Origin of the sequence: Polynucleobacter sp. IMCC 29146 (assembly GCF_021395195.1) — a bacterium.
Taxonomy (GTDB): Bacteria; Pseudomonadota; Gammaproteobacteria; order Burkholderiales; family Burkholderiaceae; genus Polynucleobacter.
In genome coordinates this window covers 359813-379395 of record NZ_JAJVCR010000001.1, presented here as the reverse complement: position 1 = coordinate 379395, position 19583 = coordinate 359813, and the positions used below count along the sequence as shown (strand labels likewise).

At 42.1% G+C, this 19583-nt stretch carries 21 protein-coding genes and 1 tRNA gene; 7 read left to right on the top strand and 15 right to left on the bottom strand.

The window, feature by feature from the left end; genetic code table 11:
• Positions 1-276: 276 nt before the first annotated feature.
• Complete coding sequence (locus tag LZT22_RS01995; protein ID WP_233923369.1) at positions 277-591, top strand: hypothetical protein; 315 nt, start codon at positions 277-279, stop codon at positions 589-591.
• 254 nt (positions 592-845) lie between these two features.
• Here the strand turns inward: LZT22_RS01995 and LZT22_RS01990 are convergent, their stop codons facing one another.
• The 4 genes from LZT22_RS01990 to LZT22_RS01975 all read right to left on the bottom strand — a co-directional run bounded on the left by LZT22_RS01990 (position 846) and on the right by LZT22_RS01975 (position 3832).
• On the bottom strand, positions 846-2564 hold the full coding sequence (locus LZT22_RS01990; protein ID WP_233923368.1) for a transporter substrate-binding domain-containing protein: 1719 nt from the start codon (positions 2562-2564) through the stop codon (positions 846-848).
• A 158-nt stretch (positions 2565-2722) separates the two neighbouring features.
• On the bottom strand, positions 2723-3142 hold the full coding sequence (locus LZT22_RS01985) for a hypothetical protein (RefSeq protein ID WP_233923367.1): 420 nt from the start codon (positions 3140-3142) through the stop codon (positions 2723-2725).
• Positions 3143-3251: 109 nt separating this feature from the next.
• Positions 3252-3395: a hypothetical protein gene (locus tag LZT22_RS01980; protein WP_233923366.1), complete on the bottom strand. Its 144-nt coding sequence runs from the start codon at positions 3393-3395 to the stop codon at positions 3252-3254.
• Positions 3392-3832, bottom strand: coding sequence for a DUF6641 family protein (locus LZT22_RS01975; protein WP_233923365.1), 441 nt, complete (start codon positions 3830-3832; stop codon positions 3392-3394). Before LZT22_RS01975 ends, LZT22_RS01980 begins: the two co-directional genes overlap by 4 nt.
• A gap of 1070 nt (positions 3833-4902) precedes the next feature.
• Between LZT22_RS01975 and LZT22_RS01970 the strand changes: the two genes are divergently transcribed.
• Positions 4903-5472, top strand: a complete 570-nt coding sequence (locus LZT22_RS01970; RefSeq protein ID WP_233923364.1) for a site-specific integrase — start codon at positions 4903-4905, stop codon at positions 5470-5472.
• 65 nt (positions 5473-5537) lie between these two features.
• On the opposite strand, the gene LZT22_RS01965 is transcribed toward LZT22_RS01970, so the two are convergent.
• From LZT22_RS01965 to LZT22_RS01955, 3 genes are all read right to left on the bottom strand, one after another.
• Positions 5538-5816 carry a hypothetical protein gene (locus LZT22_RS01965; RefSeq protein WP_233923363.1) on the bottom strand — a complete coding sequence of 93 codons (279 nt, stop codon included), beginning with the start codon at positions 5814-5816 and terminating at the stop codon, positions 5538-5540.
• A gap of 5 nt (positions 5817-5821) precedes the next feature.
• A complete protein-coding gene (locus tag LZT22_RS01960) occupies positions 5822-6190 on the bottom strand; it encodes a hypothetical protein (protein ID WP_233923362.1) in 369 nt (122 codons plus the stop codon).
• 71 nt (positions 6191-6261) lie between these two features.
• A complete protein-coding gene (locus LZT22_RS01955; protein WP_233923361.1) occupies positions 6262-7074 on the bottom strand; it encodes a hypothetical protein in 813 nt (270 codons plus the stop codon).
• A gap of 230 nt (positions 7075-7304) precedes the next feature.
• Between LZT22_RS01955 and LZT22_RS01950 the strand changes: the two genes are divergently transcribed.
• The 5 genes from LZT22_RS01950 to LZT22_RS01930 are packed head-to-tail and all read left to right on the top strand — an operon-like array spanning position 7305 to position 11343.
• Complete coding sequence (locus LZT22_RS01950; protein ID WP_233923360.1) at positions 7305-8144, top strand: hypothetical protein; 840 nt, start codon at positions 7305-7307, stop codon at positions 8142-8144.
• Positions 8145-8174: 30 nt separating this feature from the next.
• Positions 8175-8501 (top strand): hypothetical protein, encoded by a 327-nt coding sequence (locus LZT22_RS01945; RefSeq protein ID WP_233923359.1) that lies wholly within the window; start codon positions 8175-8177, stop codon positions 8499-8501.
• A gap of 1 nt (position 8502) precedes the next feature.
• A complete protein-coding gene (locus LZT22_RS01940) occupies positions 8503-10152 on the top strand; it encodes a hypothetical protein (protein WP_233923358.1) in 1650 nt (549 codons plus the stop codon).
• A gap of 1 nt (position 10153) precedes the next feature.
• A complete protein-coding gene (locus LZT22_RS01935; protein WP_233923357.1) occupies positions 10154-10654 on the top strand; it encodes a hypothetical protein in 501 nt (166 codons plus the stop codon).
• A gap of 8 nt (positions 10655-10662) precedes the next feature.
• A complete protein-coding gene (locus LZT22_RS01930; RefSeq protein WP_233923356.1) occupies positions 10663-11343 on the top strand; it encodes an S-adenosylmethionine-binding domain-containing protein in 681 nt (226 codons plus the stop codon).
• Here LZT22_RS01930 and LZT22_RS01925 read toward each other — a convergent pair.
• The 8 genes from LZT22_RS01925 to fmt all read right to left on the bottom strand — a co-directional run bounded on the left by LZT22_RS01925 (position 11340) and on the right by fmt (position 19575).
• The gene (locus LZT22_RS01925; RefSeq protein ID WP_233923355.1) at positions 11340-12146 is read right to left on the bottom strand and encodes a DNA methyltransferase; all 807 of its coding nucleotides are present in this window, start codon (positions 12144-12146) and stop codon (positions 11340-11342) included. The genes LZT22_RS01930 and LZT22_RS01925 overlap by 4 nt on opposite strands.
• Positions 12147-12178: 32 nt before the next feature.
• Entirely contained in the window at positions 12179-13435 is a 1257-nt protein-coding gene (locus tag LZT22_RS01920; RefSeq protein WP_233923354.1) for a tyrosine-type recombinase/integrase, read from the bottom strand.
• A gap of 114 nt (positions 13436-13549) precedes the next feature.
• Positions 13550-13625, bottom strand: a tRNA-Phe gene (locus LZT22_RS01915).
• Between the two features lie 18 nt (positions 13626-13643).
• Entirely contained in the window at positions 13644-14336 is a 693-nt protein-coding gene (locus LZT22_RS01910; protein ID WP_233923353.1) for a response regulator, read from the bottom strand.
• Between the two features lies 1 nt (position 14337).
• Positions 14338-16659, bottom strand: coding sequence for an ATP-binding protein (locus LZT22_RS01905; protein WP_233923352.1), 2322 nt, complete (start codon positions 16657-16659; stop codon positions 14338-14340).
• The gene (locus tag LZT22_RS01900; protein WP_233923351.1) at positions 16656-17240 is read right to left on the bottom strand and encodes a DUF4390 domain-containing protein; all 585 of its coding nucleotides are present in this window, start codon (positions 17238-17240) and stop codon (positions 16656-16658) included. The genes LZT22_RS01905 and LZT22_RS01900 overlap by 4 nt, the downstream gene beginning before the upstream one ends.
• A complete protein-coding gene (gene rsmB, locus LZT22_RS01895) occupies positions 17237-18565 on the bottom strand; it encodes a 16S rRNA (cytosine(967)-C(5))-methyltransferase RsmB (RefSeq protein WP_233923350.1) in 1329 nt (442 codons plus the stop codon). Before rsmB ends, LZT22_RS01900 begins: the two co-directional genes overlap by 4 nt.
• Positions 18565-19575 (bottom strand): methionyl-tRNA formyltransferase, encoded by a 1011-nt coding sequence (gene fmt / locus LZT22_RS01890; protein WP_233923349.1) that lies wholly within the window; start codon positions 19573-19575, stop codon positions 18565-18567. The genes rsmB and fmt overlap by 1 nt, the downstream gene beginning before the upstream one ends.
• Between the last annotated feature and the right edge of the window lie 8 nt (positions 19576-19583).

Below are 19583 nucleotides of genomic sequence, written 5' to 3'. Positions count from 1 at the left end.
TCAGCCAAAAGTGGAGTATGCCCATCAGAGATTGGAAGGGTGCATTAAATCAGTTTAGTATTAAGTATGAGGAGAGAATCCCTCTGTAGTAAACGAACCCCGTTTACACAAAATATGGGACACCCTCATGTCTTGGAAGCATTTAACGTCATTAGTAATGCTGTAAAAATAGTAGAAGTAGGCGTTATACAAAGGCTCCAACAGGCGTCGATTTAAGCGACGCTTATTGAATTGGTCTGTGCTACCTTTGAGTGAATCAAGCGAATTGGAGAAATTATGAAAATCCTTATTAAATCTTTTATCGCCTGCTGTTCACTGCTCTTTGCAGTCTTATGCTCAGCGCAGGCTATCTACGATGCCAATGGAGCATATAAGGGATACTCGCAAACAAGCCCAAGTGGCGTCACAAATGTCTATAACGCCCAAGGTCAAAATACTCAGTCGTTTCAAACAGATAATGGGCAGACTAATTTCTATAGTCCGCAGGGGGCTTATCAAGGAACAAGTACAGCACCAATTCAGACTCAACCGAATACAACAATTAACGCACCTCGACAAGTGCCTCAAGCACCAAGCGTTAAAGGTTGGTAAATGAAGTGTCCTTTTAAAGGACGTTTGATGACACGGGGATCCATAGCAAGAACGGTCAAACAGGATCCATCATCCCCACCCGTAAGGTCAGCACTCTGAACTCAGACAATCTACGCTGAATCTAGGTAGGCAACCATTGCTTAACTTAAAAACAAATAACTAGGGTAGAAATGAAAAAAGAGAGCTAGAAGCTCTCTTTTTGAATCTTGGTGGCCCGGGGCGGAATCGAACCACCGACAAAAGGATACTTGGCTCTACTTCTCAACTGCCACTGGTAAGGCCACTACAAATCGCGCGCCACTACCAACAGAATCTTCATAATTAATAGAGCCCCCATATTTAGTGACAATATGTTTACAAAGCCATAACCCCAGGCCCATGCCAGAATGCTTAGTAGTGTTAAGGAGTTCAAATAGGCTAGATTTTTGCTCTTGCGGAACCCCGACTCCGTTATCACTAATGCTGATTTGAATCCTATCTTCTATTTGCTTAGCCTCTATTTGAATGCGCCCTACATGATTTTCCTTGCCAGCTACTGCCTGAATCGCATTGTTAATCAAGTTAAGCAAAACCTGCTGAATTTCAGTTGCCCTAGCCTGGGCCAATAGATCCCGATCTACGCTCTGGATAATTACAATATTCTTATACTTCAATTCAGGCTTAACGATTTCTAAAACATTATTAATAATTTGCCCAATATCGACGCATTCAGTTGCTACATCTTGCTCAGTAAAGATCGATCTTAATGATCTAACAATCGTAGCCGCCCTTTTATTGTCGCCCTCCAAGGCATCTAGAATTTCTTTTCCTAATTCTGAATTTAACTGACCTTTTTCCAACTTCATTTTAAGAAATTGAATGTTCAGACTCGATGCGCCAAGGGGTTGATTAAGCTCATGGGCAATAGAGGCTGATAGAGCCCCAGTAGCCGCGGTTTTATTAGCCCTTAAAAGAGAGCCGACCATGAGCTCGCGCTCATCTAATAATGCTTGAATTCGTGCTTTGTCTTTTTTCAGGCTTTTATTCCAAAGCCAAAAAACAATAAGCCCTAACAATAGCGTCACGACCAAAATAAATGTGTAGATTGCAATAGTGCGCCAATTGCCATAGTCAAATCGCACTGAAAACCACTTTGTTCTTTGGCTTTGCTTATCTTGCTCAGTTAGTGTATCGAGTACTTTATTGGTTAAAGTCACAAGATCGGGCCAATCCTTTCTAATCATCATAGACTCGCCCTGAATCGGAAAGCCGGTTGGCGCTGCTACTTTAAGATTCGAGAGTCCATACTGAGCAATCATAAAAGTAGCATTTACTAGGTCGCCAACATAAGCATCGCCAACGCCCGATGAAATTGCCTGTAACGACTCTAGTTGTGTGTTTTTTTCAATAAACTCAAAATCAGATACCTCCTTACGCAATAGGCCATTCACGACAAATCCTTTAACGCCTACAACTTTTTTTCCAGCGAGATCGTCAAGAGATATAATGCTGGTACCATCTGTCCTTGTAATAATTACCCATGGAGAGAAAAGGTATTGGTTGGTATAAAGCACATACTTAAGTCGTTCCGGTAAAAATCTACCGGTCATGAACACATCAGGACCATTCGCTGTTCCAATATAAGGAATTGCCTCAGAAAAAGTGCCAGGGAATTGATCTTTGAATTCGCAATTAAGCTTATATGTTCTGCAAACAATTTTGGCGTAATCTATAGCCAAGCCAATAGGCTTTTTTTTATCATAAAAATATGGTGGTGCCTCAGTACTTACCCAAAATCTAATTTTATGATCAGCTTTGATCCAGCTCTTTTCAGAATCTGATAGCTGAATTTGACCGGCCAAGCGGTCGGAAATCGCCATTACATCTGGGCCAGAAGCATCATCTTTTGATTGAGCCAAAACATTGGAAGCAAAGAGGCCAATAAAAAAGACAATATAAAAATTACTTAAATAGTTTTTGGCAATATATTTCAAAATGAATTTTTAAATATGTATGATTTTTTTAAATTCTATAGCAAAAATTTGGCAGAATATAGAAGCAATGAGTGTCGTTTAAAACGACATCGACTGACACAGGGATGTCTAATTGATTTGTCCTTTTAAAGGACGGTTCACGCTGGGGATATCCGAGGCTAATAGCGCCTAATCCTGCCAAGCCCCAAAAGAAAATAGCCCAACAAGTGGGCTAAGGTAATTCCTGGTGGCCCGGGGCGGAATCGAACCACCGACACAAGGATTTTCAACTCTGATAGACCGCCTAAGAGATACTTCAAATCAAAGAGATAAAGCATAGAGGGAAAGTTTTTTGTAAGCGTTGTGCTTTTGTCCCACGCAGCGTAAAAATAATTTACGCTTATTTTAGCTATACCTCTTGTCCGACACAACAATGATTTTGTAATGGCACTACTAACCAACAGAAAACCCGTCGTTTGATTCAAATTCGGTATTTTCTGTTCAGCGTTGTTGTAGCTGCTTGCGCAATCTCTCCGCATCACGCTGCCGTCGCTGTCTATCTCGTTCTGCTTGTAATTGGCGGCGGCTGTTTTCAACATTCTGTTTGAGTGAGTTGATTCTTGCCTGTGCGGGCGTAAGAGGTGGCTTTGGTTTGATTGACTTAGTGGCAAATTCATAAAAGCGCATTGTGTATTTACGCAGCTCAATTCACACCTCTTTAAAACTCAATACATTACCAATGCCATACTGCGCTTCACCTAAATGTTTGGCTGCTAAACCGTTTTCCGCAAACACAAGCGTGAATGCTGTCTGCGAGCCTCTTATACGCACCCACAACTTGTATTTTTTCATTTGGCAAATCCACTGCGCAATTTGTTAGCCGCAAAGTCAATAGCTGCGTCTAGTTCGCCCGCTTCAACTGCGGACTTAATGACTTGTAGTGTTGAGACTAATTCAGTGGCAGCTCCAACCTCTACTGCGAATTTTCCTTTTGCCAACTCTAAAACTTTTGAACCATAACGGATTGCTAGTGCTAACTTGCCGTTATCGCCTACAAACCACCACGCTTTAATACGCTTTTGGGTTTCTACTTGTTTGCGTAAGCCTGTTTCTTTATCTGTATAGCTGCGGAAACGGCTGACAGCGAACTGCCCGCCTGTTTGCTCTGCTTTAGCCAATTCAATCTGCTCCCAAATGCGTTTCGCTAATTTATTTCTGCGCTGTAAGACCTGCGGAATTTGATTAGGCTTTTTAGTTGCTGTTAATTTCAGTGCTGCTAGTGTGCTCATAGTGCGTCCTTTTCTGTTTGTGTAATAAAACAATAAATTCGGCGAAGCACTGAGAACAACCGAAATTCAACTGAAACCGCCGTCTTACCAAATAAATTGCCACTTTCCTACTGAATTTCTTATCACTCGTATAAATAACTTTGACAAGCAGAACACACAAATGCTCTGTGTTGCCATTGATTACTACCGATAACGAGTAGCGGCACTCAGTTGTTATGCCGCCCTAAAGCTGGACATTGGTGTTCGCAGCGACGGAAATTCTGTGCGGTAGCAGAGACTTAAATTCACTATCCTTAACAGGACGCCGTTAGCTTTGCTAGCTAATTGAATTGAGAATTAATCAGCATAAAGTTGATAGCACATAGTGCTATAACAACACGAGAAAGCCCTGCTCACACAGCAACTTTCAAACAGGACAACGGTAGCCACTTATGCTGTTGTCATTGTTGCGCTTCATTTCAGCCGCATATAAAAGGAGACAGCGAAGCCGCCCTTACCTAAATGGTTATGCCCTAAGTGATGTAGTAAAGAACTCAGCGAAAGTCCTTTTCTATTACTGAGCCTGTTGTTTAAGGCTCAGTGTAGGTTGAATCTAGCGAAAGTCTTCAAACATCAACTCTAAAAAAATTAAAAGAGAAAAAATGTGTGAGTGAGTGCGCAGCACTTACGAAACACAAGCGAACGCAGTTCGCTATATAAGGTGGCTATAGGTCAAAAATCACCACTTCGAATATTTTCTGTAAGTCAAAAAAATTGCGCAGCTAGAAATTAGGGCTGCTAACTGATTTTCTGTTGCTTACACAGCAAGCAGTCAAATCCGTCGTTTAAAGCGAAATTGTCAGTGGGTGAATGCGCAAGCTAGCAAACGCTTAAATAACAGCGTGTAGGGCTTATTTTGCTGTGGCTTATTGACTACAGCGACATAAGAAAATTACTAAATTCTTATCGCAGCCCACTTTGGATTTATAAGTCATTGATTTATGGAAACTCTTTTGCTGAGAATTTTCGGTAGGAATTTTGAAAATAAGAAAACATACTAATAACAACAAATTCTTTTATGGAGAGACGAAATGGCACAAGCAAAAACACTAAACCAAAGTGAAATTGATATGGTTTTGCGCTATATCAGCACAAAACAGAAATACAGCACTAGAAATAGGGCGATGCTGCTGACTAGCTATTGGAGTGGTATGCGGGTAGGGGAGATTGCTGCGCTGAGAATCTGTGATGTGTGCAACGAGGACGGAACCATTAAGAGTGAGATTCGTTTATCTGCGAGCCAAACTAAGGGCAACAAAGCACGAGTAGTGTTTGTTAATGAGAAATTGAGAACAGAGCTTGCTGCTTATCTAAAACACTACAGAGCCAAAGATTTAACTCTGCCGTTGTTCTACACAGAAAAGTCAAAAGGATTTACAGCTAATACACTGACGCAGTGGTTCTTTTGGCTGTATCGCAAAGCGGGTGTTAGTGGTGCGTCTTCACATAGCGGCAGACGCACTTATGCTACAGGCATTGCTAGTAATGGCACTAGCCTGCGAGTGCTAATGCGTCTAATGGGGCATAAATCAGTATCCACAACAGCTATCTATGTGGATGCCAATGACGATATGCTACGCAAAGCTGTGGAGTTGATATAAAAAAGCCCGCCTAAATCAATAAGCGGGCTTTAAAGTTAAGCGTCAAAAAAATCTACGCTGCTGTTTTATTGTTGCGCATTACTATGCCACGCTTCAATAATCTCGTCTAACGCACGATAGTAAGCGCGATTGTCGTAGTCGTTTTCATAGACCGTGTCCAACACATCACGCAATACGCTGTCGTCTAAATCAACTCCCTCACTGCGCAAGATGTGCTGTGCGCGATTGAAAAAACGGTCAGGCGGCGCAGGCAGCACTTCCACTACTTCTGCCCTACTCAGCAAGCCCCTGTCAATCTTTTCTACTTCATTCGTAGTAAAGATAAACAACTCGCGTTCTGCCATTCCATCTAAACAAAACGCAGCGCACCTTTTGCTTTAGGGTCAAAATTAACTTCCTCTACAACCGTATAGTTGTTCTTTTGCCCGTCTGTGCTGAATAAGCGGTCATATTGAACAGAACGAAAGAATTTATCCCGCACTTCTTTCGCATTATTCAATTCTTCCGCATTGACATAGTTGATTGATACTGCGTCGCCGTCAATCGCTTTTGGAATTAGCTCTGCTAGCAAACTCTTACCTGTGCCATACTCGCCGTGTAAGACCAACGGCAGCATTGTTTTGCCATCCGCATAGCGTTTGATCTGCGTTTCCAATTTCGGAGTTGCGAAAACAAACTCGTCAATTGTTTTAGGTCGATACTTGTAATTCGTATTCATCTGTAATATCCTTATGTTGTGGGTTGAGTGCGCCAACACCCAACCCAAGTTTCAAAAAAGCATTTAGTTAATTAAGCAGCCAACAATTCGCCTACCGTTTCGGTGGGCGTTTTGCTTTTTGCTGCGGACTTTGCTGCTGTTAGTGCTGCGTCTTTCTGCTTAGCATTAGCGTCTTTCTTTGCCTGTGCTTGCTGCTGACTTAAAAACAGCGCCATTTGCTGCTTAGCCCACTTAGTCATACCTGCCGAATACGCAGGCACAGCACCTAGTGCCTTAATGTTGCCCTGCTTGTCCGCTTTACCAATCACAAACACAAAGTCTTTGTCATAGGTCTGCGCTACAAACTTGTTAGGCACTTTAAATGTTGCTAACGGCTTTGCCACTGCGTCAGCTAGCGTTTCTTCTACTAAAGTCATTGTGTTAGCAATCGTTATTTCTTTTGCTACCACTTTCGCTGACTTTGTAAAACGCTTCTTACATTGTTCTACGCCGCCGCAATCTTCAATAAACTGCGCTAACTGACCTGCACTAATGCCCTGCTGTAGTGCTGCTTGTAAAGTCCTGCTGTAATTCAAGCTGCGCTGCCTATCAGTGCGAAATACATAGCGCACAAATAGTGTTAGTGCCAGCGTATTTGTTTGAATACGCACCTTACACACTTCCAAATTAACTTTCATTTGCTTAATCGTTTCAGTTAAAAGAGTTTTGCTAGTTGCTGCCTGTTCATACATTGCCAATACTTCTGCCAAAATTTCATACAAACGCTTGTTGCTGCGTGCGTATTCGTTTTGTTCAAAGTGTTCGCGTTGCTTTACTAATGCGTCCGCTTTATTAACGATTGCTTGTGCGGACATAATTGATTTACTGCTTACTGACTTAGCCATAATGTTTCCTTTCGATTTAAATGGCGTTAATAAAAGTGCGTTTGCGAAATTGCCCACGCACCACCTACTACAAGCGTAAAAAATATTGACGCTTGCTTTACTGCTACTACAAAACTTTGCTATTTGTTAAAGAGGGATACGCTGTGCTTGCCGTATCGATAGTTCTATGATACGCTGTATTAACACGAATTATTATTACGACTTAATAGATGAATACTTGTTAATATTAAATGGCTAATTTAGGGCGCAAACCACTCCCCCGTCTCATTACATTAGGCGCAGAATTTGATAAAAGCGGCGTTTCGGTTAAGCCTGATTTGCGCTACGACTTAGTCTGCGATTACCTAAAAGCCAGTCCAAGTTATGACGCTGTAATGCGCAAGCTAGCCAATCAAAAGTCGCCCTATCCAATACCTAAAGACCACAAAGCCGTTGCTAAAGTGGTTAAGGACTTTGGTCAGATTTACAAAATGAGGGAAGCGGATTGGTGGGAGAAGATAGGCAAGCACTTATACGGCATTAGTGCGCCATTGCCTGCGGTAAAAATCACAGGCGCATTAGACAGCACAAGCACACAGCAAATCAGCAATTGGGCGGGTATTGATTCAGTGGTTGCCGAGTTGCCACTTAATCTCACATTGCCACAAGCACTAAAGCAGTTGCGCAAGCAGCTAGCCAACTATCAGTTTTCTACCGCATTACCAAAACAAACTGCGCCCACTTACCAACTATCCAATAGCAAGCTTCGCATTGAGACACTACAAAACGGATTGACAGCACTACGACTTTACAAGCGAGGGTTGCCGTTGTGGAAGATTGGCAATGAGCTACGCTTAATTCCTGCGCAGTCATTCATTGAACGAGATATTGATTTGAATGACCCCAATCTCGCCGATAGAAAAGAGTTGCTGAGTATCGCTGCTAGTAGATTGATTAAGACTGCGGCATTGGTCTCAGAGAATGCGGCACGCGGACGCTTTCCCTCTGACAAGAGATTCAGTGAAGCAATTACAGCTCCGTATTCGCGTAAAGCAGGCAGACCTATCGGCACGAAGAAACAAAAGGTATAGTGATGAAAACTATTTTTGATTGGAAATTCAATGACAGCAGAATACAGCACCAATTGGGACGACATTCCTGATACTGACAAAGATGCTAAACCTAAGACGTTTAGAAGTGTTGAGAATGCGTTAGTTATCTTTATTTCTAATGGCTCTTTGAGAAATAGCGAATTTACAGATTGTTATTTTGAATTAGCAAATAACGAACCTAACTTTGACACTTTTGACGGCAAGCAAAGAGTTGAAGTAAAAGTTTTGTGGTTTGGAAGAAAGCCTAAAACAACTTGGGCGCATATAACGCTTAATGGCAATTGGGAATTAAAACCAAGCTATACAGGTCAGGTTGTAGCAAATATAGGCAAGTAGAATGAAATTACAGCACGCTTATCTTTTAGGCCTAGTCGCTGGGAGAGGCCACATATTTAATGAAAATTCTATGGTTGCAATTGAATTTTCTCATTCAAATGAATTTGTTGAAGGCATTGCGCATTGTCCTAAATGTGGATTTCTTGCGACAAAACCCAAATCTTCTGACAAAGATAGCAATGACTTGGTATGCAAAAATTTGAGTTGTGCATCAATTGTGAATTCGAGCGTAAAAAAGAAATACAACCAACCAATTGAAACGCTTGAATCATTAGAAAACGTAATTATTCCGTTTCTTAGAACTGAAATAAATGCAAAATTTGAGACATCCGGTAACAAAGCAATGACTCTACTTCTTATTGATTTCAATAACAATAAAGAAGAATTTCACAAAATTAGTGACGCCTTTTACCCAGCCTTAAGTTTTGATAACTTTAGTATTCCTAAAGTAATACACGAAGCTTCAATTGAGAATAAAACAGAATTTGTAAATGGATTGCTGGACACATCAGGTTTTGCAAATGCTGGCGGGTGGCTTAATCGTGATGGCGAAAAAGGGCACGGGAGAATGCGTGCCTACTTTCAAATTGTTAGAAATTGGAAAATGCCAGTAGAGATTGATAACTTCTTAAGAGAATATTTTAAATTACCAATTCAAACAATTGATTGGGGACACCCTAACATTAGAGATGGAAATCTCACTGAGTTTTATGGAGACGAAAAATCTGCAAGCTGGAGTCGAGAACATCAGGTTAAATTTTTTCCTGAATATTTCCAAAATTTTAAATTTCGAATATCGCCTAAACAAAAATTATTCATTGAATTGTTGCAGCACAATTTAAATGCTGTGTTCAAAGATACGCAAGATTGGTATCCGCCTTCAAAATTTGGAATTGCTCAAGTGAAACCATTCCATCCTGGCGAGCAAGACCCAAGAATTCCAATAGCGGTTAGGCGGCATATAAATGCATTTTGGCAAATTAATCTTCACATGGGATGTAAATTTTTAAACTCAATTAAGAGCAAATGTCAGTTCCCCAAAATGTATGAGTTAAACGGGGAAGATAAGGATGGCTATGAGATAACTAAATTACTTTACGAGGAAATCAGCAGAAAAAAGCATGACGAAATTTTCGCAAAGTATGAGTTAAAAAAGCAAACTAAAGAAATCACTACAGCGTCCAAAAAAAGAAGAACCGCGCCAGAGGCTGAGACATATCCACCACTAGTAGCGTATTTTCAGACTCATTTAGAAAAGAAATATGCACAGCCTGTGGATACTTTTGATACTTCAGCTGGAAATCTAAATGCTTTCCTAAAAAATAATGCAACTGACTTATTAGAAACATTTGAGAATTGTGAAAGATTCAGAATCCGACCAGATGTTGTTAGCTTTTTAAGTAAAGACAAAAAACTAGTTTTTGTTGAGTCAAAAGTTACTCCATTGGATTTGAAAGCGTTAGGACAATTAATTGGCTATTGTTTAGTTGCAAAACCTATTGAAGCTATTCTTGTATCAACAAAAGAGCCCTCTCCTAGTTTTATAAAAATTCTAAAAGCAAATAGATTTCTTTTGGAATATGAGACTAGTAGATTTATCCAAATCGCGACACTAAAACAAAACAATCAAGTATTTTTCATTGAGATTTAATATGGACAAAAATAAACTATCCAGTGAGCTAGCAAATTGGTTGCCTGTTTTTATTAATGATAATTTTAAAAATGAATTTGAAATTTTAGAAGTCCATACTTCACCTTCGCAAATTGCAAAAATCAATAGTCCTCACATTAAGTCATTGCCAAATTATTCTTCATGGGAATTTAGTCCAGATGTTTTAGGGGTGTTAAAAAGAAAGAGTGACAATACAATACAATTAGCGTTGTTGAATCGTGCTATATCTGGTTTAAGTCTCAAAGAAATTGGTGAATTGCATTGTTATGCGAAGCTTACTAGAGCTTGTTTTGCGTTTTTAGTTTCTACTGCCGGAGTTTCCAATGAAGTAAATATTTTGTTGGTCGATAAGCCTATACGCGATAGGCTTTTAAATTTTGCACCCGATAAATCGATAACAATATTTACTTGGAGTGAATCTTTATCTGCCGTTATTAAAAATTCAATTCTTCCCGTTGAAATGAGGCCGTTTTTTAAATGAGGTTTTAAGTGTCTAATGCAGCTATTAATAAGAAAACTTCTTATCCAACAAAAAAATATAAAGTTTTAATAATTGACCCACCGTGGCCACAGGGGAAGACGGGCAAGAGGGGGGTTCGTCCAAATCAGGGGACAAAGCTCGATTATCCAACTATGACAAAGCAAGAATTACTTCAGTTACCCGTTGAAAGCTGGGCTGAAGAGCAATCTTTTTTATTCTTATGGGCAACAAATAGCAAAGATAAAAAAACGGGTGAGCCTATTTTGAAAATGGCATTTGAATTAATGGAAAAATGGGGATTCACGTTTTACACAATGATAACTTGGGATAAGAAGACAGGGCCATGCCCATTTGGGCCTTATCAAATCACCACAGAACATATTTTATTCGGATATAGGGGAAAAGCTGTATTTGAAAAAGCTTCTTTAGGAAAAATGAAAACCTGCTTTACTGAATCAGCAACAGCCCATAGTGTTAAGCCAAATTCATTTTATGAATTAATTACAAAACATTTTAAAGGAAGAAAGCTTGATGTTTTTGCGCGGCAGGTTAGGGATGGCTATGACGGTTGGGGTAACGAGTATGGAATGTTAAGTATCGACTTAAAAAAGTCTCGCAAAGCTAAAACCTCAATTACTCGTAAAAGTGATTCAACAAAATTAGAAAAGCTACAAGCAGAAATGTTTTAACGTTTCCAATAAACGCAAATATATTCATGCACTTTGTTAAATCTAAAGACCCACGGATATCCAAGCGTTTTCATATTGTTATATTCTTTTTGCCTATCCCAAATCACATACTCCTCTAGTTCAAATCCAATTTCTCGCATAATTCGAGATTGGTCCTCATGCAATGGATAAAACTTATCTTTTTTTCGAATATCCATTACAACGCTACAACATCTCTTGTTGGGCTTCAGCGCAACATAAACTTTTTGAAAAACATCTTTTAAGTTTTCAAGAAATTCTTCATAGCTTTGAATATTTCCCAAATCATTGTCAGAATCTGAATAGTTTCTAATATTTTTTTTATCTGCTGTTCGCTTTTGATTGAGTATGTTCCAATAAGGCGGTGAAGTAACAACTAAATCAACTGAATTAGGCTTGACATGCTTAAGTAAATTACGAGAGTCGTCACAATAAATCTTTGGTTTATGCTTTTTAACTTCTGTTACTTCTTTTGTTTCAATTTTTTGTAAATCGATTCTCTGTTTAGCAATTGAGATAAATTCCTCGTTTAAATCTATGCCGACCCCCTTTTTGCCGAGCACATATGCGGCCTTAAGCGTAGAACCAATACCTAAAAATGGATCAAGTATCACTTCACCGTTTTCTTTTGTATAGATTTGTATTAGTTTTTCAGCAAGAATTTGCGGAAATAGTGCTGGGTGCTTAGTGTTTCTCTCTTCTGTGGTTTTTGAGATATCGCGCCAAATACTAAAAGAATTTTGCAGCCACTCTTTTCCGGTTAGATTATTCATTCTTTCAGCCATTGTGTTCCTCAAAAAATATCCTTAGAGTATCTCTAAGCCAACTTATCTGCAGCCATAGTTGCCGTTAATTTTGAATAATGCCGTTCAATCATTACCGCACTATTGCCCATCTGTTTTGCTAGCGTGTGTATGTCTGTGCCATTTTCTAAAAGCTCTAGTGTAGCGTAGGTATGACGCAGCGAATACAAAGTTCTAGTCTGTGCTTCACTATTTTTTTCTAACTTACTATCGCGCATTAATCGCCTAAATGTGCCATTCAAACTTGGTGGTTGATAGCCGTCGCTGAATCGAAATAGCTTATGCGGCACTCTAGTTTTTAACAGCACTTCAAATTCAATATCTTTAATGTCAGTTTGTCTTTGATGTAATCGTCGCAGCACCTCTACAGCCCTGTGTTTGGCAATCAACCATCTACCGCCCGTTTTACCACTGACCCACAAGCGTAAATATTTTTTACCCTCGTGTGTGTGCCATTCGATATTGCGCCACTCTAAGCCCATTGCTTCAGTGCCGTGTCGCATACCTGTTAGCAGCAGCAGTTCAACATAATCACGCAATAAGGGGCGCATTTCTCGCTCCACAGCCAATCTGCCTGTCTGTGCCCACTTGACCATATATTCACAGAGATAATCAATCTCTTCTCTCGTAAATGCGGGACGAGGTTTGCTTTTTAAGCCGCCGCTACTGAGTTTGGGCACAGGCGTCCTATCGCTTATCCAACCCTTATTAACAGCCGTAGCTATCAGCCTATTCCACGCACTTGAAAAATTATTCAGTGTGCTGGCTTTGGGCAACTTGCCCATTTGCCGATTACGCCACATTTCAAATTCAGTTATGTCGTTGTGTGTGAGCTTTTCTAAATACTTGTCCGCAAAGTAAGGAATGAAATACCGTTCTATACAACTGACATAAGAATGAAACGCTGTCTTTCCACTACCCATATCAATTTGCTGTCGCAATTCTTTTAGCGTTGCTTCAGCGATGTGTGCGAAATTCTGTGTTGTGTGTGCTAAGCCTAATCGTTGTCTGTATCGTGCTTCGTCGTATAAATCACAGGCAACGGCTACAGCGCCCTCTAAGCTGGCTTTGTGTGTGCTAACCCTAACCCAACCCTTATCGGCTAATTTAAAGCGGCACTGATAAATTGGTGTGGAAGAACGCTTGTATAAAACAACTTCGCCATCTCGCAGATAAATTAAATTTGGCGTTGCTGTAATTAATTGCTGTAAATTTTTTTCGTGTGGCTTCGGCTGTTGTGTGGTTTGCGCTCTGTTGCGTTCCTCAAACATATAACGAGATGGGGACTAGCATTTGATAAAGTGGGCTGAGCGTAAATTATTTTTACGCTTACGCTGAAATGAAAACACCCTAGCCGCTTGACTAGGGTGCTTCAATGTGATACTTGGTGGCCCGGGGCGGAATCGAACCACCGACACAAGGATTTTCAGTCCTCTGCTCTACCGACTGAGCTACCAGGCCAAGACTCGCAATTATAAATCAATCGCCCTTATTTCTTGAGGTGTCTATCCCCAGTGCTTTGAGTTTACGGTAAAGGTGTGTCCGTTCGAGACCCGTAAATTCAGAAATTTTCGTCATACTCCCGCCCATTATTTGCATTTGATTTTCAAAGTAGGCCTTTTCAAATAGGTCTCTAGCCTCACGCAAAGGCAAATCAAAATAACTTTTTGCAATGCCGCTAATTAACTCTAATTCAGGCTGGCCGCTCTTGGCGCTGGCCGCGGCATCGAGCGCTACACCGGTTTTAAGTTGGCCCGGGGAATATGCGCCATTTGCGGCCAAAGCATCTTCTGGTTCGGGTCTTTTCAGCGATTTTTCTAATGCCTTATTTACCGTCTTCAGTAATTTTTGCAAAGCAATCGGCTTTTCTAAAAAATTCATTGCCCCTATGCGGGTTGCCTCTACGGCGGTATCGATCGTGGCATGCCCCGACATCATCACCACTGGCATGGTGAGCTGGCCACTCTTTGACCACTCTTTTAGCAATGTAATGCCGTCGGTATCAGGCATCCAAATATCGAGCAAGACCAAATCGGGCCGCATTTGCTCACGAATCGTACGCGCCTGAATGGCACTTTCTGCAGAATAAACGGTATGGCCTTCATCACTCAAAATTTCATTGAGTAATTCTCTTATACCCATTTCATCGTCAACAACTAAAATATTTGCCATATTAAGCGGGCTCTTTTGCAAGGTTCATAAATACAATGGCAACTTTGGCTCCAATCAGTATTTCGCCTTGTAAACGATTCTGAATCTCAATTTTGGCGCCATGATCATCAATGATTTTTTTTACCACCGCTAAGCCCAAACCTGTTCCCTTACTCTTGGTTGTAACATAGGGCTCAAACGCCCTTGCCAATATCTTAGCTGGAAATCCGCAGCCTGAGTCACTTATTGTGAGGCGTACTGCATTTTGTTGGGGATGGGCCCCAATTCCATAAGGTACAACACTAGTCCTTACTTCCACCAAAGCGGTATGGTCTTTACCTTCAAGCGTAGCATCTTGGGCATTTTGGAGTAAGTTATGAATAACCTGCCGCAGTTGAGTGGGGTCACCCAAAATGTCTGGGCATTTGGGGTCAAGCTGAACCTCCATTGGGCTGCCTTCGTATAAGCCCAAAATTTCCTGTATTAAGGCATTCAGCGAAACAGGTCGTAATTGTGGCAATGGGGTTTTTGCAAAATCACGAAACTCATTGACCATTTGCTTCATTGCTTGCACTTGACCAATAATAGTTGCGGTATTACGCTTCATCATTTCTTCCAACTCGGGGGTTACTGCGCCCGTTAATTTCTGTTGCAAACGCTCGGCAGACAATTGAATTGGTGTCAAAGGATTTTTTATTTCGTGCGCTAGTCTCCGTGCTACTTCGCCCCAAGCAATGGAGCGCTGGGCCGTAACGACATCAGTAATATCATCAAAAACAATCAAGCGCAATTCATGACTTAACTCGGTGCCGCGCACAAAAAGCGTTACACCAACTTCATTTTCATATTCATTTATCGCATGTAGCTGAATTTGCTTCTGCCATATGGTGGCGCTAGGTTTTTTATGGTTGGCTTGGCTTGCTTCACCTGAAATTGCCATATGCAAAGTTGCAAAGCCTTCGCGAATGGCAGCATCAAACTCTCCTAACAAGGGAAAAGCGTTGATTTGTTGGCCCCGCATTGGCGCTAATTCGGTCCCAAAAATACGATCGGCGCCTGGGTTACTGGAAACCAAACGATATTGCTGATCAAAGATACATACCCCCGCAGTAAGACTATCTAAAATCGACTGTAAAAATGATTTGGATTCTTCTTGCGCTGTGCGTGCATCGGCAATTTGTTTGGTCATCATATTAAATTGACGCGTTAACATGCCTAGCTCGTCGCCTGTATCTAACTCAGGCTTGGGCGATAAATCGCCTTGTGCAACTGCCTCTGTCCCCCGCAAAAGCATTAATAGGGGTTTAGCCAATTCTCCGCCCAACAATAACGCAAGGCTTACTGCGACAAACAGGGCAAAAAATAGGGTTAAGGTTAAGGTACCAATATACATTTTGCGTAAGCCAGTGCGCCCTAAAGCCTTTTCCTGATAATCGCTGTATGCAGTTTGAATTGCCAGGGTATTTTTAGTGACACTAGGAGGAACCTGCTTAACTAATTGCAAATACCTAGCCTCTCGAAGGCCTTGTGGGCTGATCCCAAAGTTGCCCGCTGCTGAGGTCACTCTGCCCTGACTTATCGGGACTACTGCACGTAAAAAATAACTTTGGGAACCATCCCCCTCAATACGCTCATCAATGGTGCCAGTTCCTTTTAATTTATTAGCCTGTGCCAATAAACTCGCTGAGGGAGGCGGGGCTTCCTGAATATTGCTACCAGAAATAGCAATCGCAATTAGCTGCTGCCGAGTATTAAAAATTGCTAATTCTTGAGTATTAGTTTGGGCGCGTAGCCGCGATAATATAAGTGTTAATTCGGCAGCGCTGGCATTATTTGGCAAGCGCGTCAATTGTTCAGCGATATTGCTACCATCATCTTGCAATTCTTGTAAAGAGGCATCCAAGGTAGTGCGCCCTAACTCAAGCGCAGCTCCAAGCGCTGTTTCAACTTTGACATCAAACCATGTTTCAATACTACGCGAGACAAACTGCCAAGAAACACCATACAAAATTAAACCTGGCACCACTCCGACTAAAGCAAAAATCATGGCTAATTTAGCCACCAAGCGCGCGCCAAAACGGCGCTCTTTCCAGCGTACCGCTATCACTGCGCCCAGCACCAAAATGATCGTTAACAAACAAAGTCCAACAACAACGTTGACACTATAGAGCCAAATAAAATTGTTATCGAAAAATGCGGTGTTGGATGAAGCAACTGAAAGCAATATTAATAACACTAAAGCCAAAAATCCAGAAGCGGTTACGGCTATAGGTAGGGCGCGTCGTTTCCAGCCCTCCCTTGCTAGCGCAGCGCTCCAACGGGCAGGAATAGGGCTACTTATCATTGCGCGATGACGTTCTGGAAACTGGGTGAGAATGGAAAACGCAACCAATCGCTTGAAACATTCCAGTCGCGATTATTTAACGCATTAACTTGAAATGGTTTGGGTAGCTTACTTAAATCTAGGGTCATGCGTAATGCCGCAATATAGGTTTTACCCAAATCAATATTGGCGCGCTCAATAACGCGCCAACCCCCGATCGTACCGGCTGCCTGTAGGGCCTCACGCATAGTTGCTACAGAGAAACTAAAACCCTCCGTAGAGATTCGATATTGCTTGGTGAGAGGCTGGTAAGAAACCCGCGTTTGTCGCGTCACCTGTGAGGGTCTTTCATCAAACCAATACCAACGCCCCCGAGTTAGTTCAAACTCAGTTTGAAATGTTAAAACCAAACCTTTTTGTAAAGCATCCTCTAACCCGGGCGATAGCTCAATATTAAAAACGGCGTTTAACAGCCAGTCGGTGTCAACCCGTTCAATTTCTGCTGCCTTAACTTTAATTCCTTCGGCATAGATTAATGGGCTCAGCCCTAAACCTAAGCCTAAAATTAAATACAAGATCCAATTGTTAAGTCGCCGCGTCATGAACCATTCTTTTTAAATAGAGCATAGTAAAAGCCATCGTGCGTTTTGGCCGGCAGAAGCTGGCCAATAGACTCTAATCGTAATGCATCGGCATAATTTGCTTCAAACCAGCTAGCTTGCTCCTCCCCCTCGGCTGGAAAAAGCGAGCAAGTGACATACAACATTAAACCGCCAGGCCTTAATACTTGCCATAAGGAGTTTAGTAAGGCACGTTGGCTTAGTTGTAGTTGCGCAATATCGTTTTCTCGGCGTAAAAAAGGAATGTCCGGATGGCGCCGCACAATTCCTGAGGCTGAACAGGGGGCATCTAATAAGACCTTATCAAATAATTGCCCATCCCACCAATTGCTTAGAGCTGCATCTGCCTGTTTAATAAGGTGGGCTTCGGATGCTAGCCCCAAACGGGCTAGATTGCTAGCAATTTTGCTAATCCGGTGTGGGTCTATTTCTAGGCTAAGTAACTTAATGTTGGCAGTTTCAAGTAAATGCGCTGTTTTTCCTCCAGGTGCTGCGCAAGCATCTAAAACCCGCTCGCCCGGCTGAAGATTTAACAAGAGCCCTGCCAGCTGTGCACCCGCATCCTGAACCGATACTAAGCCAGTTGTAAAGCCAGGGATTTCTGTCACTGGACGTGGTACTTGCAAAGAAAGTGCGCCTTCTAAGGTATGGCCTGCAATAGGCGGAATTTCTTCATAAGCTAGGCCAGCCTGCGCCAATAGTTCGAGATAAGCGACGCGGGTAATTTTGCTTAAATTAATACGTAAACTTAGCGGCGGGTGTTGTGATTGATGAAAGCAGAGTTGTTTCCATTGACTTGGGTAGCTAGCCTTTAGTTGGGCTAACCACCATGGCGGTAGATACCCGCCCCCTACATCAATCTTGGTAACCTTATTGGGTCCTTGGTCCAGCTCGGTGATTGCCATGCTAATTTTTCGTAATACTGCGTTCACTAATCCCTTCGCGTGCTTGGTCTGAACTGAGGCGTCACACGCCTTCACTGCTTCGTCGACCACGGTATGAGCAGGATACCCCCGCTTCATATTTATCTGGCGCTGCATTAATAGCACAATGGCGATGCTCAAAAGATGGTCTAGTCGCTGGCTGGGCGCTTTAGGTACATATTCTTTAATTAGCTGATGCGCCCCCCGCCACTGGCGCAAGGTCTCGAATGTGAGGCTTTGCACAATGGGTCGCTCTTGGGCGGGTAAGTCTTCAATAATTTGCGTTAATGATTGGCCTGCCATGATCCCATCTATTGCGGTAGCAGACAAACTAATGGCTTTTGCCAGGCCGATACTTTGTTGGGTTTGCCTTAACTGCCCCATTAACAAGATTCGTTATGAAACTGCTGCTGGGGATGTTGTTCTAAAGCTAAAAACCAAATGCGTGCACTGATTTTATTTCTTCCCGGCTTTTGTACTTCAAGCAATTCAATCATGCCTTCCCCGCACCTCACCAACACCTCACCATTGGGGCCACAAAAAATTGCTCCAACTAATGCAGTGCCTGCAGTCACTTCCTTTGGCATCGTATAGCTAGCTATTTGTGAATGCCAAATTTTGAGCACCTCACCATTTAACCGAGTACTAGCCCCAGGAAAGGGATTAAACGCACGAATCTGCCGATTAATTTCGTTAGCACTTTTAGACCAATTTACAACAGCCTCACCTTTGAGAATTTTTTGCGCATAGCTAACGCCTTCGTTTGCTTGAGGCATGCGCCTGAGTGACTGGCCCATTTGTAGCGTTGTTAAACATTGGGTTATTAATTGTGCGCCCATAATGGCTAATCGATCGGTCAAGCTGGTGCTAGTCTCATCAGCAGCGATGGGCGTCTTTTGCAACGCGACCTGATCCCCGGTATCAAGCCCTGCATCCATGCGCATAATCGTGATACCAGTTTGCCTATCGCCCGCTTGGATTGCCCGCTGAATAGGTGCTGCCCCGCGCCAACGCGGCAAAAGAGAAGCGTGCACATTAAAGCAGCCCCAGCGTCCATTGGCTTCGGTTAAATCTAAAATGGCCGGGGGAATTAGCAACCCATATGCAACCACTACCATTAGATCGAAATCGGTTTGAGTGATAGCATCGAACGCTGCTTGGACTAAAGAATTGTTTTCTAATTCACCCGGCTTTATTTTTAAACTGGGCGGTTGCAGCACCGGAATATCATGTTCTAGAGCCAGTACCTTTACGGGGCTTGCTTGCATTAACATGCCCCTACCAGCAGGCCTATCAGGCTGAGTAAGCACTAACACTACTTGATGACCAGCAGCCAAAATTGCCCGTAATGACTGCGCAGCAAACTCAGGTGTGCCAGCAAAAATAACCTTCATAAATGGCT

What these genes read in the sequence shown, in the direction of transcription:
- LZT22_RS01945 (WP_233923359.1), top strand. Translation starts at nt 8,175, where the DNA reads ATGACAGCAGAATACAGCACCAATTGGGACGACATTCCTGATACTGAC.
- LZT22_RS01910 (WP_233923353.1), bottom strand. Translation starts at nt 14,336, where the DNA reads ATGGCAAATATTTTAGTTGTTGACGATGAAATGGGTATAAGAGAATTA.
- LZT22_RS01955 (WP_233923361.1), bottom strand. Translation starts at nt 7,074, where the DNA reads ATGGCTAAGTCAGTAAGCAGTAAATCAATTATGTCCGCACAAGCAATC.
- LZT22_RS01965 (WP_233923363.1), bottom strand. Translation starts at nt 5,816, where the DNA reads ATGGCAGAACGCGAGTTGTTTATCTTTACTACGAATGAAGTAGAAAAG.
- LZT22_RS01925 (WP_233923355.1), bottom strand. Translation starts at nt 12,146, where the DNA reads ATGGCTGAAAGAATGAATAATCTAACCGGAAAAGAGTGGCTGCAAAAT.
- LZT22_RS01970 (WP_233923364.1), top strand. Translation starts at nt 4,903, where the DNA reads ATGGCACAAGCAAAAACACTAAACCAAAGTGAAATTGATATGGTTTTG.
- LZT22_RS01960 (WP_233923362.1), bottom strand. Translation starts at nt 6,190, where the DNA reads ATGAATACGAATTACAAGTATCGACCTAAAACAATTGACGAGTTTGTT.
- LZT22_RS01905 (WP_233923352.1), bottom strand. Translation starts at nt 16,659, where the DNA reads ATGATAAGTAGCCCTATTCCTGCCCGTTGGAGCGCTGCGCTAGCAAGG.
- fmt (WP_233923349.1), bottom strand. Translation starts at nt 19,575, where the DNA reads ATGAAGGTTATTTTTGCTGGCACACCTGAGTTTGCTGCGCAGTCATTA.
- LZT22_RS01940 (WP_233923358.1), top strand. Translation starts at nt 8,503, where the DNA reads ATGAAATTACAGCACGCTTATCTTTTAGGCCTAGTCGCTGGGAGAGGC.
- LZT22_RS01985 (WP_233923367.1), bottom strand. Translation starts at nt 3,142, where the DNA reads ATGTTGAAAACAGCCGCCGCCAATTACAAGCAGAACGAGATAGACAGC.
- LZT22_RS01975 (WP_233923365.1), bottom strand. Translation starts at nt 3,832, where the DNA reads ATGAGCACACTAGCAGCACTGAAATTAACAGCAACTAAAAAGCCTAAT.
- LZT22_RS01935 (WP_233923357.1), top strand. Translation starts at nt 10,154, where the DNA reads ATGGACAAAAATAAACTATCCAGTGAGCTAGCAAATTGGTTGCCTGTT.
- LZT22_RS01900 (WP_233923351.1), bottom strand. Translation starts at nt 17,240, where the DNA reads ATGACGCGGCGACTTAACAATTGGATCTTGTATTTAATTTTAGGCTTA.
- LZT22_RS01980 (WP_233923366.1), bottom strand. Translation starts at nt 3,395, where the DNA reads ATGAAAAAATACAAGTTGTGGGTGCGTATAAGAGGCTCGCAGACAGCA.
- rsmB (WP_233923350.1), bottom strand. Translation starts at nt 18,565, where the DNA reads ATGGGGCAGTTAAGGCAAACCCAACAAAGTATCGGCCTGGCAAAAGCC.
- LZT22_RS01950 (WP_233923360.1), top strand. Translation starts at nt 7,305, where the DNA reads ATGGCTAATTTAGGGCGCAAACCACTCCCCCGTCTCATTACATTAGGC.
- LZT22_RS01920 (WP_233923354.1), bottom strand. Translation starts at nt 13,435, where the DNA reads ATGTTTGAGGAACGCAACAGAGCGCAAACCACACAACAGCCGAAGCCA.
- LZT22_RS01995 (WP_233923369.1), top strand. Translation starts at nt 277, where the DNA reads ATGAAAATCCTTATTAAATCTTTTATCGCCTGCTGTTCACTGCTCTTT.